9 protein-coding genes are annotated in these 13,242 nt (G+C 65.2%); 3 read left to right on the top strand and 6 right to left on the bottom strand.

All coding sequences use genetic code 11. The features are described from left to right. Nucleotides 1-37 precede the first annotated feature (37 nt). Entirely contained in the window at nt 38-1,726 is a 1,689-nt protein-coding gene (locus tag CAF78_RS19350) for a PAS domain-containing sensor histidine kinase (protein WP_085676917.1), read from the top strand. A 6-nt stretch (nt 1,727-1,732) separates the two neighbouring features. Here the strand turns inward: CAF78_RS19350 and CAF78_RS19345 are convergent, their stop codons facing one another. The 5 genes from CAF78_RS19345 to mexE all read right to left on the bottom strand — a co-directional run bounded on the left by CAF78_RS19345 (nt 1,733) and on the right by mexE (nt 10,513). Then, nucleotides 1,733-3,337 (bottom strand): response regulator, encoded by a 1,605-nt coding sequence (locus CAF78_RS19345; RefSeq protein WP_085676916.1) that lies wholly within the window; start codon nt 3,335-3,337, stop codon nt 1,733-1,735. A gap of 104 nt (nt 3,338-3,441) precedes the next feature. Beyond that, nucleotides 3,442-4,497 (bottom strand): HEAT repeat domain-containing protein, encoded by a 1,056-nt coding sequence (locus CAF78_RS19340; RefSeq protein WP_085676915.1) that lies wholly within the window; start codon nt 4,495-4,497, stop codon nt 3,442-3,444. A gap of 167 nt (nt 4,498-4,664) precedes the next feature. Further along, nucleotides 4,665-6,083, bottom strand: a complete 1,419-nt coding sequence (locus CAF78_RS19335) for an efflux transporter outer membrane subunit (protein WP_085676914.1) — start codon at nt 6,081-6,083, stop codon at nt 4,665-4,667. Then, complete coding sequence (locus tag CAF78_RS19330; RefSeq protein ID WP_085676913.1) at nt 6,080-9,259, bottom strand: efflux RND transporter permease subunit; 3,180 nt, start codon at nt 9,257-9,259, stop codon at nt 6,080-6,082. The genes CAF78_RS19335 and CAF78_RS19330 overlap by 4 nt, the downstream gene beginning before the upstream one ends. A gap of 12 nt (nt 9,260-9,271) precedes the next feature. Then, a complete protein-coding gene (mexE, locus tag CAF78_RS19325; RefSeq protein ID WP_085676912.1) occupies nt 9,272-10,513 on the bottom strand; it encodes a multidrug efflux RND transporter periplasmic adaptor subunit MexE in 1,242 nt (413 codons plus the stop codon). Between the two features lie 353 nt (nt 10,514-10,866). Here mexE and CAF78_RS19320 point away from each other — a divergent pair, with 353 nt between their 5' ends. Further along, entirely contained in the window at nt 10,867-12,000 is a 1,134-nt protein-coding gene (locus CAF78_RS19320; protein ID WP_085677060.1) for an MFS transporter, read from the top strand. A 3-nt stretch (nt 12,001-12,003) separates the two neighbouring features. Here the strand turns inward: CAF78_RS19320 and CAF78_RS19315 are convergent, their stop codons facing one another. Next, nucleotides 12,004-12,483 (bottom strand): GNAT family N-acetyltransferase, encoded by a 480-nt coding sequence (locus tag CAF78_RS19315; RefSeq protein ID WP_085676911.1) that lies wholly within the window; start codon nt 12,481-12,483, stop codon nt 12,004-12,006. Nucleotides 12,484-12,607: 124 nt separating this feature from the next. Between CAF78_RS19315 and CAF78_RS19310 the strand changes: the two genes are divergently transcribed. Further along, nucleotides 12,608-13,237: a LysE family translocator gene (locus CAF78_RS19310; protein ID WP_177408551.1), complete on the top strand. Its 630-nt coding sequence runs from the start codon at nt 12,608-12,610 to the stop codon at nt 13,235-13,237. Nucleotides 13,238-13,242 lie beyond the last annotated feature (5 nt).

Here is a 13,242-nt window from a genome sequence, read left to right as displayed (position 1 = left end):
GCTCGAAGGTGCCTCGAACTTTGTCGAAGATCAGCCGCTGTGGCTACCGTGCAAGCGAACGGGCAGGCAAGCCTGCTACGCGTTCAGTTACACACCGTTGCGCGATGAGCAACATGAGGTGGCGGGGTTTCTGCATACGGTGATCGATACCAGCGCCAGCATCGATTCGCATGACACATGGCGCGAGCAGGCGTTGGCGTTCGAGCGCCAGATCGAGCGTGTGATGGCCGACCGCGATCACATCTGGCAGCTGTCCCGCGATGCCATGATCGTCATTACCCGCGACATGCGGCTGCAAGCGGCCAACCCAAGCTGGCAGCGCGCGCTGGGCTGGGCTGAAGTCGAGGTGTGCGGTAAACCGCTCCCGGAGCTGGTCCATCCTGCCGACAGGGCCGAGGTGGAGGTGGCAGTGATGGAGTTCCTTCACGGTCGGGGGGGCGAGCAGTTCGAGACGCGCTTGCGCCACAAGGACGGGCACTACCGCTTGTTCCGCTGGACGGCCAGTTTCGACGGCACGCTGTTGACTGCCGTCGGGCGTGATATTTCCCAAGACCATGAAGATGCCTTGCGCCATTCCGACACCCTGTTACAGGCAACCCAGCGCCTGGACGCCGTCAGCCACCTTGCAGGTGGCATGGCCCACGAGATGAACAACCTGCTGTCGGGCATCGGCGGCAGCCTGGAGCTCTTGCAGCGGCGCATGGACCAAGGGCGCCTGGAGCACCTCGACCGTTATGTGACGCTGGCCAGTGACTCGGTGCGACGCGCCATGACGCTCACGCACCGTCTGCTGGCATTCTCCCGCCATCAGCCGCTGTCACCCCGGCCACTGGACATCAATCGCCAGCTGAGCGCCATGGAGCCTTTGTTGCGCCAGGTGCTGGGGGCTGAAATGCGGGTGGACTGGGGGCTGGATGTAGAACCCTGGACCCTCTGCCTGGACAGTGCGCAACTCGAGAATGCCCTGGTGAACCTGTTCGCCAACGCACGTGAGGCTTGCCTTGGGCGCGGCGTGGTGACACTGCGCACGATCAACAAGCGCCTTGAGGCCCCGTTCCCCGATGAGCACGGCTTGCCCCCGGGTGACTACGTCGCCGTGTATGTCACGGACGACGGTCACGGCATGCCGGAAACGGACCTGGCTCGTGCGTTCGAACCCTTCTTCACCACCAAGCCCATGGGCCATGGCGCCGGGTTGGGGCTGCCGATGGTCTATGGCTTCGTCGGCCAGTCGGGTGGCCACGTCTGGCTCGAATCAGCGCCTGATCACGGCCTCAAGGTCTGTATGTTGTTCCCGCGTTGCTTCGAACACATCGCGCAGGAGCCCCCGCAACCGGTACCCGCCGTAACACGGGCCAGTGGCCAACGCGTGTTGCTGGTGGATGACGAGGACAACCTGCGTTCGGTGATGAAGGAATACCTTCAGGAGCGTGGTTTCGACGTGTGCGATGTGAGGGATGCGAACTCGGCGCTCGATCGCTTCCGCCACCACGGCCCCTTCGACCTGGTGATCACCGACATCGGCCTGCCCGGTGGATTCAGTGGGCGACAGGTCGCCAGGGCGATGCGCATGGTCGAGCCGGACCAGAAGATTCTGCTCATTACCGGCTTCAACGATCAACCGCTGGAGCCGCAACTGTCCGAGGCGCCAGGTACGGCGCTGATGCTCAAGCCTTTCGCCTTGGCCAGCCTGATGAACCAGGCCCTGCTGATGTTGAGCGACTGAACGGGCTCAGGGCTCACCCAGCATGCTGGCTACCTGTGCCTGCAGCTGCTTGAGCTCGAACGGCTTGCAGATCAGTTGCATGCCTGGCGCGAGAAACCCTTCGCGCGTCATGGCCGTCTCGGCGTATCCGGTGATGAACAGCACCGGAAGCTGCGGGCGAAGCGTGCGGGCGATCTCGGCCAGCTGCCGGCCATTCATGCCCGGCAGGCCGACATCGCTGAGCAGCAGGTCGATCGCCTGCGCTGAACGCAGCAGTTGCAAGGCTTCGTTGGCGTTGCTGGCACTGCGGCAGGGATAACCCTCGTCCCGCAACGACTGGCAAAGCAGTTCGCGGACATGGGGATCATCCTCGACCACCAGCACATGACGGCTTTTACCGGCAGGTGCAGGGCGCGGTTCGGGGGCCTGGGATGGCTGCGGATCAAGGTGGCGAGGCAGGTAAAGGTCGACCCGTGTGCCGTGGCCGATCTCGCTGAACAAGGCCACATGGCCATGGGACTGCTTGCTGAAGCCGTAGACCATCGAAAGGCCCAGGCCAATCCCCTGGCCCACCGGTTTGGTACTGAAGAAGGGCTCGAATGCGTGCTCCAGGGTGCTCTGTGACATGCCCTGGCCGTCATCGATGATGCTCAGGCGGGCGTAGGCACCTGTATCCAGCCCGCCGCTGGTGAGCCGCTGCGCGTCCACCTGCTGGTTACTGGCTTCGATGCGCAACACCCCCCCGTTGGGCATGGCTTCGCAGGCATTGACCAGCAGGTTGTTCACCGCCTCTCGCAATTGCTCGTCGTCCGCCTGCACGGCCCAGAGGTTTGCGGGCAGGTCCAGTTGCAGGCTTACGCCTTGGTCAAGGATGGCTTCGAGGCGCTGCGGTTGCAGCAGCTCAAGCAGGTCGATGCGCTGGCTGTGCAGCGATTGCCTGGACGAAAACGCCAGCAGACGGTGGGTAAGCACCGCGGCACGTGACACGGCTTGCTGGCCCATGCGCAGGATCCCTTCGACGCCATCGGTGCGGCCATGCTTCAGGCGCCGGTCGATCAGCTCGAAACTGCCACCGATGCTGGTCAGCAGGTTGTTGAAGTCATGCGCCACCCCGCCGGCCAGTTGGCCAATCGCCTCCATTTTACGGGTCTGCTGCACGGCCTGGTCGATGACACGCTGTTCCTCGCTACGCGCATCCAGGCGCTGTTGCAGGTCGAGCATCTGATCGCGTGCCAGGTACTGGCGGCGCCGGTTGCGCAACGCGGCCTGGGCCAGGTGCAGCAAGCGCCCATCGTCAAAAGGCACGCCGAGCAGGGTCAGGTTGCCCAGGCCAAGGTTGGCGGCAGAGGGGGTGGCCGCTGGTGTAGGCGTCAACAGCACGATGGGCAGGTCCGACCACGGGGGTTGTTGGTCGATGTAGTCCTGCAAGAGGATGGCCGCCTCGCCGTTGAGGGCCTGTTCGGCGATGATCGCCAGCCCTGCGCCTTCGATCAGGCAGGCTTCCAGCTTGGCAACATCCTGCGCGCGCAGGCAGTCGACACCGGCAGCCGCCAACAACTTCGACGTATTGTTGGCAAGCTGATCCGGAGCCAGGATCACAGCACGTTCGTCCATCGACAACGAACTGGCCAATGTGATTCTCCTGAAACGGTCGGCAAGGTCGGACTGCGTCCTTGCCACCTGAGAGGGTCCGATAACCACTGGACCACGGGCACTGGCCCGGGGTTCAACGCAATCTACAGCCCCTGTTGCAGGAAGGGGTCGTCCGGGTTCTGCCGCTCCAGCTCAGCCAGCAGGACCTGCACATTCTGCAGTTGGCCGGTTTCTTTCCAGTACTGGATCAGCAGCACCCGCGCCCGACGGTTGGCTGGCTGGCGGCTGAGCAGTGTTTCCAGTTGCTTTTGCGCGGCATCGGACTGATCCAGCTCGTGCAAGGTCACCGCCAGGGTGTAGCGGTAATCGGCATTTTCCGGCTCCAGCTCCACCGCGCGCGACAAGGCGAGCAGGGCATATTCGCGCTGGTCATGGCGGATCAGCCACAGCCCCAGCTCGTACTGCAGGAACGCCGAGTCCGGGCGCAGTGCCAGGGCCTTGGCCAGCACCTGGCGGGATTGATCGTGATGGCCCTGGCGCTCCAGCAGGCGCACCTGGGTGGCCAGGGCGTCGAGGCCATCCGGGGCCACCGCGAGGCTGCGTTGCAGGGCTGCGGCGGCCTGGTCGTAATCGTTTTCGTGCAGGTACAGGCGCGCCAGGTGCACCTGGGCCTCGGCGTCGTCAGGTTGTTTTTCCAGTGCCTGCTGGTATTGCTCCAGCGCGGTCTGCAACGGGCCGAAATACAGGCCGATGGCATCCGGGTCGAGGCCGAGCAAGGCATCCACGGCGGCGAAGCGCACGCTTTGTTCGTCATCATCCAGCAGGGGCCCCAACACCAGGCTGCGCTGAGAAGGCGGCAGCAGCTTGCGGATGCTGGCAATGGCTGCGCGGCGCACCAGCGGGTCGTCGTTTTCCAGGTCCAGGCGGGCCAGTTTCAGCGCCTGCGGCGAGGGGTAGTTGGGCAGCTCGGCATAGAGTGCGGCGCGGCGGATCGGCGTCAGGTCATCGCGCTGCAGTTGTTGGTACAGCACCCGGGCGGCACCGGGCAGGCCGTCATGTGCCTGGCGCAGTGCCTTGCCGTAGCTGTGTGGCGGCAGCACCGGTGGTGCGGGCTTGTCGTCGCGGCGCAGGAAAACGATGGCGATCGACACCAGAATCAGCAGCAGTACGGCGATCAGGTAGCTGTGGCGTCTGGGCATCGGGTGCAGCGATCCAAGGCGGTGGGAAGGCAGAGCTTGGGGCAGAATGCCCTGGGCTGCAAGCTGCAGGGGCGCCAAGGGGCAATAAAAAAGCCCCGCAGGCCAGGGCCAGCGGGGCAAACGGTTGGGGGAGGAACCAACCAAAGGAGTCGTTGAAACGGGGCGGGTCAGCGTGCGCTGGCGACGGTCTCCGGTTGCCAGCCGCCGCCGAGGGCCTTGTAGATCGAGACGATGCCGCGATACAGCTCGACCTCACCTTGGGCCTGGGCGTCTTCGGCGCTCAGGCGCTCGCGTTCGGCATCGAGCAGCACCAGGTAGTCCACCGTGCCCTCGCGGTAACGCACCGAGGCCAGGTCAGCCGCCTTGCGGCTGGCATCGCTTTGGCGCATCAGTGACAACAGCCGCTGCTGGGTCTTGTCGTAGTCGCTGAAGGCGTTGGCCGACTCTTCCAGGGCCAGCAGCACCTGCTGCTCATAGTTGGCCAGGGCGCCTTCGGCGTCAGCCTTGGCACCGCGCAGGCGGGCCCGCACGCTGCCCAGGTCGAAGGCGGCCCAGGTGATGCTTGGGCCCAGCGCCCAGGCATTGGCCGCAGAGGAGCCGATCTGCGAGCCACGGGCGGCGGTAAAGCCGAGGAAGCCGCTGAGGCTCACCCGCGGGAACAGGTCGGCGGTGGCCACCCCGACGTTGGCGGTGGCCGCCGCCAGCTGGCGTTCGGCGCTGCGGATATCCGGGCGGCGGCGCAGCAGCTCGCCCGGGTCACCCACCGGCAAAGCCTTGGCGATGGCCGGCAGGGCCTTGGGCGACAGGTCGACACTCAGCGCGTCCGGGCGCTGGCCGAGCAGGGTGGCGATGCGGTGCCGGGCCCGGGCCTGTTCGGCCTGCAGTTGCGGTACGGTGGCTTCGACACCCGCCAGGCGGGCATCGGCGCGTACCACGTCGAGTTCGTTGCCAACCCCGGCGTCGCGCAGGGTCACGGTGATCGTGCGTGACTCCTGCTGGGTCTTGAGGTTGGCCACGGCGATGTTCTCGCGCAGTTGCGCCCCGCGCAGCTGGCCATAAGCGTCGACCAGTTCGGCGATCAGGCTGACCTGCAGCTGTTGCAGGTCGGCTTGGGCGGCTGCTTCCTGGGCCTCGCTGGCCTCGATCTGGCGCTGGATGCGGCCGAACAGGTCAAGCTCCCAGGCCATGTCCAGGCCCAGGTCGTAACGTTCCTGGTTGACCCGCTGCGTGGTCTGGCCGGGAATCTGCCCCTTGCCGATCTCGCTGCTGGCGCGGCTGGTGACCACCGGGAACTGGTCGTTGGCAGCGTCATCACGGATCGCCCGTGCCGACTTGAGCCGGGCGAAGGCCACGCGCAGGTCGCGGTTGCCGTCCAGCGATGCCTGCACCAGCTGGTTCAGCACCGGGTCGTCGAACTGCTTCCACCACACGCTTTCGAAGCGGCTACGGTCAAAGGCCTTGGCCTTTACATCAGCGCTGTCGAAATGCGCGGGTTCGGTGGCCGGGGTCTTGTAGTCCGGGCCGACCGCGCAGGCCGCCAGGGCCAGCGCCAACAGGCTCGGGGTCAGCGGTTTGAGCAGGTTCATGCGTGGTTCTCCAGCACGTGCGCGTGCTCGGCCTTGCGGGCCTGGCGGCGCTCGACGAAACGGCGGATCAGGAAGAAGAACACCGGGGTCAGGAACAGGCCGAACACGGTCACGCCGATCATCCCCGAGAACACCGCCACACCCATGGCATGGCGCATTTCCGAGCCGGCACCGGAGCTGAACACCAGCGGTACCACGCCCATGATGAAGGCGATCGAGGTCATCAGGATCGGCCGCAGGCGCAGGCGGCAGGCTTCCAGCACCGCAGCCAGCGGGTCGAGGCCCTTGGCCTGTTCATCCTTGGCGAACTCGACGATCAGGATCGCGTTCTTGCATGCCAGGCCCACCAGTACGATCAGGCCGATCTGGGTGAAGATGTTGTTGTCACCGCCGGAGACGATCACCCCGGTGATGGCCGACAGCAGGGTCATCGGCACGATCAGGATCACCGCCAGCGGCAGGCTCCAGCTCTCGTACTGGGCGGCCAGCACCAGGAAGGCCAGCAGCACGCACAGCGGGAAGACCAGAAGCGCGGTGTTGCCCGAGAGGATCTGCTGGTACGTAAGGTCGGTCCACTCGAAGGTCATGCCGTTGGGCAATTCCTCCTTCAGCAGCTTCTCGATCGCAGCTTCAGCCTGGCCGGAGCTGTAGCCGGGGGCTGCTGCGCCGTTGATTTCTGCGGTGATGAAGCCGTTGTAGTGCATGACGCGGTCTGGCCCGGAGGTGTCGCTGACCTTGAGGAAGGTCGCCAGCGGGATCATCTCGCCGAGGTTGTTGCGCACCTTCAACTGGCCGATCTGCTCGGCATCGAGGCGGAACTGTTGTTCGGCCTGGACGTTGACCTGGTAAGTGCGGCCAAAGCGGTTGAAGTCGTTGGTGTACAGCGAGCCCAGGTAGACCTGCAGGGTGTCGAAGATGTCAGTGATCGCCACGCCGTGGGTCTTGGCCTTTTCCCGGTCGATGGCGGCATCGACCTGGGGCACGTTGACCTGGTAGCTGGTGAACAGGCCCGCCAGTTCCGGCACGTTGTGGCTCTTGGCGATGATGTTCTGGGTTTCCTTGTACAGCGCTTCGTAGCCCAGGTTGCCACGGTCTTCGATCTGCAGGCGGAAACCACCGATGGTGCCCAGGCCCTGTACCGGCGGCGGCGGGAAGATCGCGATGTAGGCATCCTGGATGTCGGCGAACTGGGCATTCAGTGCAGCCGCAATGGCCGCCGCCGACTGGCTCGGGTCCTTGCGCTCGTCGAACGGCTTGAGCGGGGTGAACACGATGCCGCTGTTGGGGCTGTTGGTGAAACCGTTGATCGACAGGCCCGGGAAGGCCACCGAGTCGGCAACCCCGGGTTGCTTCAGGGCGATTTCGCTCATGCGCTTGATCACCGCCTCGGTGCGGTCAAGGCTGGCTGCGTCGGGCAATTGAGCGAAGGCCACCAGGTACTGCTTGTCCTGCGCCGGCACGAAACCGGTCGGTGTGGACGAGAAGCCCAGGTAGGTCAGGCCCATCAGGCCGGCATAGACGAACAGGGCGATGCCGCTGGATCGGATGACCCGGCGCACGCCGCCGACGTAGCGGTGGCTGGCACGGTCGAAGAAGCGGTTGAACGGCGCGAACAGCCAGCTGCCGAGTAGCTTGTCGAGGAACCGCGAGAAACGGTCCTTGGGCGCATGGTGGTCCTTCAGCAGCACGGCAGCCAGGGCCGGCGACAGGGTCAGCGAGTTGAACGCCGAGATCACGGTGGAAATGGCGATGGTCAGCGCGAACTGCTTGTAGAACTGCCCGGTGAGGCCGGAAATGAACGCAGCAGGTACGAACACCGCGCACAGTACCAGGGCCGTGGCGATGATCGGGCCGGTCACCTCGCCCATGGCCTTTTGCGTGGCTTCCAGCGGTTTAAGGCCCAGCCCGATATTGCGCTCAACGTTCTCCACCACGACGATGGCGTCGTCCACCACGATACCGATGGCCAGCACCAACCCGAATAGCGAAAGGGCGTTGAGCGAGAAGCCAAACAGGTGCATCACGGCAAAGGTACCGATCAGCGATACCGGCACGGCCAGCAGCGGGATGATCGAGGCACGCCAGGTCTGCAGGAACAGGATCACCACCAGCACGACCAGCACCAGGGCTTCGAACAGGGTGTGTACCACTGCTTCGATGGAGCCGCGTACGAAGATGGTCGGGTCATAGACGATGCTGTAGTCCATGCCTTCCGGGAAGTCCTTCTTCAGCTCGGCCATCTTCGCCCGTACCTCGTCGGAGATCTCGATGGCGTTGGAGCCTGGGCGCTGGAAGATCGGGATGGCCACCGCCGGCTGGTTGTTCAGCAGCGAGCGCAGGGCGTACTGGCTGGAACCGAGCTCGACCCGGGCGATGTCCTTCAGGCGGGTGATTTCGCCATCGGCACCGGCACGGATGATGATGTTTTCGAACTCTTCTTCATTGACCAGGCGGCCCTGGGTGTTGATCGACAGCTGGAAGCTGGTCGAGCCGGGGGCGGGCGGGGCGCCCAGCTGGCCGGCGGCGACCTGGCGGTTCTGCTCACGGATGGCCGCCACCACGTCGCTGGCGGTCAGGTTGCGCGAAGCGGTCTTGTTCGGGTCGAGCCACACGCGCAGCGAGTAGTCGCCCATGCCGAACAGCTGCACGTCACCGACGCCGCCCAGGCGCGCCAGTTCGTCCTTGATGTTGAGGATGGCGTAGTTGGACAGGTAGAGCATGTCATAGCGGTTGTCCGGCGAGGTCAGGTGCACGACCATGGTCAGGTCGGGCGACGCCTTGTCGACGGTGATGCCGATCCGCGTCACTTCCTCCGGCAGCTTGGGCTGGGTCCGGGTGACGCGGTTCTGCACCTGCACCTGGGCGTTGTCGAGGTCGGTGCCCAGGGCGAAGGTGATGGTCAGGGTCAGCTTGCCGTCGGCGGTGGACTGCGAGGACATGTACAGCATGTTCTCGACACCGGTGATGGCCTGCTCCAGTGGCGCGGCGACGGTCTCGCCGATCACCTTGGGGTTGGCGCCGGGGAAGTTGGCGCGCACCACCACGGTGGGTGGCACCACTTCGGGGTACTCGCTGATCGGCAACTGGAACAGCGAGATCGAGCCCGCGATCAGCAGCACCAGCGACAGCACCGCGGCGAAGATCGGCCGGGTAATGAAGAATTTCGAGAAGTTCATCGGTGGGGTCCCTTAACCGCGTGGCGCCTGGGCGCTGGCGACTTTTTCGGTGGAGCCGGCTACCTTCTGCGCCGGGTTGCTGGCCTCGAGGGCCTGGCGCTGCTGGGCGAGGGCGGCGAGGGTCTGTTCACTGGCCATCGGCGTTTCTTCCGGGGTCACCGGCGAGCCAGGGCGCACGCGCTGCAGGCCCTTGACCACGATGCGGTCGTCCTTGGCCAGGCCACTGCGCACGATGCGCAGGCCTTCAAGCTTGGGCCCCAGTTCCACGGCGCGGTAGGCGGCCTTGTTGTCCTTGTCCATGACCAGCACGAACTTCTTGCCAAGGTCGGTGCCGACCGCTTCGTCGTTGATCAGCACGGCGTCGTACTGGGCACTGCCGACCAGCTTCAGGCGGGCATACAGGCCTGGGGTGAACTGGCCGTCGCGGTTGTCGAACACGGCGCGGCCGCGGATGGTGCCGGTGCGCGGGTTGACCTGGTTGTCGACGAAGTTCATCTGGCCCAGGTGCGGGTTGCCGGTTTCGTTGGTCAGGCCCAGGTACACCGGGGTGCTCTGGCCACGCTGGCCCTCGCGCGCCAGCTGGGTGTACTTGAGGTACACGCGCTCGTCGGCGTCGAAGTAGGCGTACACCTTGTCGGTGGACACCACGCTGGTCAGCGGCGTGACATCGGCGGTGACGATGTTGCCGGCGGTGAATTCGGCGCGGCTGACGCGGCCGCTGATCGGCGCGGTGACGCGGGTGAAGCTGAGGTTCAGGCGGGCCAGGTCGAGCTGGGCCTGGATCGCATCGACCCCTGCGCGGGCTTCGGCGGCGGCGCTGCTGCGCGATTCGGCAAGCTCGGCGGAAATGGCGTTGCTGTCGCGCAGGCGCTCGCCGCGGCGGGCTTCGTTGGCACTGCGGATGGCGGTGGCCTTGGCCTGCTGCAGCTGGGCTTCGAGGCGGCGCACTTCAGCCTGGAAGGGGCGCGGGTCGATCTGGAACAGCAGGTCGCCTTTCTTCACCTGGGCACCTTCGGTGAAGCCGACCAGGTCGATCTGGCCCGAGACCCGTGGGCGCACTTCGACGGTTTCCGGCGCTTCCAGGCGGCCAGTGAACTCGTCCCATTCGTTGATGGGCTGCTCGATGACCTTGGCGACGCTGACTTTGGGCGCGGCGGGAGCCTGCACGGCGTCGGGGGTGCGGCCACAAGCGCTGAGCACCACCACTGCCAGGGCAGCGAGGGGAAAGCGCAAGGGTTTGAGTGAGTGATCCATGGAGAACTCCGCCAATGTATTAGTAGTGGGCGGAGTGTGAGTGCCTTGCGCGTGACGCACGAATCGAACGCAGCGAAGGTTATTATCACGCGCAATGATATGTCGGGATCAATCATCGACGGCGGGCATGTGACGGGGCCAGCAGGTAAGCTCTCTAAGACTGTGCCGGCCTCTTCGCGGGCAAGCCCGCTCCCACAAGGACCGTACAGCTCTCGAGGCCTGTGCAATATCTGTGGGAGCGGGCTTGCCCGCGAAGAGGCCGGCACAGCCATCCCAGCCCCGCGACTGAAATAGGCCCCGCCTTGCACAGCTACCACCGCCTCCCCGGCCCCCTCGGCATCGTCCTCCTCGGCGTGCTGCAAATCCTGGTCTGGGGCGGCTCGTTCTTCCTCATGGCGGTGATGACCGACCCGATCAACCGCGACACCGGCTGGCCCAGCCAGTGGGTCTACGGCGCGCTGTCCCTGAGCCTGATGGTCTCGGCGCTGCTTGCCCCTTTGTCCAGCCGCCTGGTCGCCCGCTACGGTGGCCGCCCACAAATGGCCGCCAGCGGTGCGGTGGTGGCGGTGGGGCTGCTGATCATGGCCGCCAGCCACAACCTTGGCCTGTTCCTGCTGGCCTGGGCGTTGATCGGCATCGGCATGGCCATGGGCTTGTATGAAGCGCTTTTCTCCACCTTAGGCGGGCTGTACGGGGAAGGCGCGGGCAAAGCCATCACCGGCATCACCCTGATTGCCGGCTTCGCCTCGACCCTGTCCTGGCCGACCGTGGCCCTGGCCATCGAACACTTCGGCTGGCGGGCGACGTGCGTGTGCTATGCGCTGGTACTGATCGTGGTGGTCGCACCGCTGTACTGGCGGGTGCTGCCTGCGGGCGGTCGGGTCGAGGTGCCGGCCAAGGCTCAGGCAAAAGGCGAAGCGCCCGGTGTCGACCGCCACCTCTACTGGCTGCTGACCAGCATGTTCGCCATCGGCGCGATCATCATGACCGCCATCGCCGTACAACTGGTGGCCGTGCTGCAGGGCCTGGGGCATTCGCTGCCGGTGGCCATCGGCCTGGCGGCGATGCTCGGGCCCAGCCAGGTGGCCTCGCGGGTGCTGCAGATTCTGGCGGGCAAGCGCCACCCGATCTGGACCGCGCTGGCCTGGGTGAGCCTGGTGCTGGTGGGGTTGCTGATGGTGACCTTCGTACCGGCCGCCACCGCGGTGGGCTTGCTGGTGTTCGGCTGCGGTAACGGCCTGCGCGCGATCGTACGTGGGCTGCTGCCGCTGGCGATGATGCCGCCAGCGCAGTATGTGTTGCTGATGGGCCGCATGTCGCGCCCGTCGCTGATCGGACAGGCACTCACACCCGTGGTGGGGGGCTTGCTGTTCGAGCACTTTGGCTCGATGGGGGTGTTGTTGACCCTGTGCCTGTTGGCGCTGACCAATGTGGTGTTGGTCGGCATGGTGATGCACCGGGTGCACAGCAGCGCCGGCACGGTTTGAGGGTCAGCCCTGGGCAAACGCCAGCAGCTTGTCGCCATCCAGCCGGTAGCGCACCCACTCATCCTGTGGCTCGGCACCCAGTGACTTGTAGAAACCGATCGCAGGCTCGTTCCAGTCCAGCACGCTCCACTCGAACCGCCCGCAACCTTTGGCCACGGCTTCGCGCGCAATGTGCCGCAGCACATCCCGACCTGCGCCGCCGCCGCGCTGCTCGGGGGTGATGTACAGGTCCTCCAGATAGATGCCGTTGCGGCCCTGCCAGGTCGAATAGCTGTAGAAGTAAACGGCAAAGCCGATGGCCTTGCCTTCGCGCTCGCAGATCAGGCTGTGCACGGTGCTGGATTCATCGAACAGGCTTTTCTCGATATCGGCGAGGGTGGCGACCACTTCGTGACGGGCGCGCTCGTACTCGGCCAGCTCGGTGATGTAGGCGAGAATCTGCGCAGCATCGGTGCGAACGGCGGGGCGGATGGTCAGGCTCATGCACGGGCTTCCTTGGTTCATATTGAGCGGTACAGTGATGTGTATCTGCATAATTTAACTTAACTGTACCGGTCGCAGGGCAGGGCGACTCCGTTAGTGTGACAGCACCTGCAACAATTCTGGAATGCCTGCCATGCTTGCCTCTGCCGACCTGCTGACCGCCTTCGTGCTGTTTGCCTTCGTTTCCTCGATCACCCCGGGGCCCAACAACACCATGCTGCTGGCCTCGGGCGTGAACTTCGGTGTGCGCCGTTCGATCCCGCATGCCATGGGTATCAGCGTCGGCTTCATGGTCATGGTGCTGGCGGTGGGGTTGGGCCTGGGCGAAGTGTTCAAGGCCTGGCCGGTGCTGTACAGCGTGTTGCGCTATACCGGCGCGGCCTACCTGCTGTACCTGGCCTGGAAGATCGCCACTTCCGGCCCGCTCGGCACGGACGCGCCAGGCGCGCGCAAGCCGCTGGGGTTCTGGGGCGCGGCGGCATTCCAGTGGGTCAACCCCAAGGCCTGGGTGATGGCGGTGGGGGCGATCACCACCTACACGCCGGCCCAGGGCTATGTGACCAATGTGGTGGTGATTGCCGCACTGTTCGCCTTGGTCAACCTGCCCAGCGTCGGCGTATGGGTAATGTTCGGCAGCGCCCTGCGCAACCTGCTGCAAAACCCGCGCTGGCTGATGCTGTTCAATGTCCTGATGGCCTTGTTGCTGGTGATTTCACTTTACCCGCTGCTGTTTGTAGAATCGGCGTTTTCATGAACCGT

It is taken from the genome of Pseudomonas sp. R28(2017) (assembly GCF_002112505.1).
Lineage (GTDB): Bacteria > Pseudomonadota > Gammaproteobacteria > Pseudomonadales > Pseudomonadaceae > Aquipseudomonas.
This window is presented reverse-complemented; position numbering and strand designations above follow the sequence as displayed.

Coding starts and splice junctions, on each gene's coding strand:
- CAF78_RS19340 (WP_085676915.1), bottom strand. CDS start 4,497: ATGCCCAGACGCCACAGCTACCTGATCGCCGTACTGCTGCTGATTCTG.
- CAF78_RS19335 (WP_085676914.1), bottom strand. CDS start 6,083: ATGAACCTGCTCAAACCGCTGACCCCGAGCCTGTTGGCGCTGGCCCTG.
- CAF78_RS19330 (WP_085676913.1), bottom strand. CDS start 9,259: ATGAACTTCTCGAAATTCTTCATTACCCGGCCGATCTTCGCCGCGGTG.
- mexE (WP_085676912.1), bottom strand. CDS start 10,513: ATGGATCACTCACTCAAACCCTTGCGCTTTCCCCTCGCTGCCCTGGCA.
- CAF78_RS19315 (WP_085676911.1), bottom strand. CDS start 12,483: ATGAGCCTGACCATCCGCCCCGCCGTTCGCACCGATGCTGCGCAGATT.
- CAF78_RS19310 (WP_177408551.1), top strand. CDS start 12,608: ATGCCTGCCATGCTTGCCTCTGCCGACCTGCTGACCGCCTTCGTGCTG.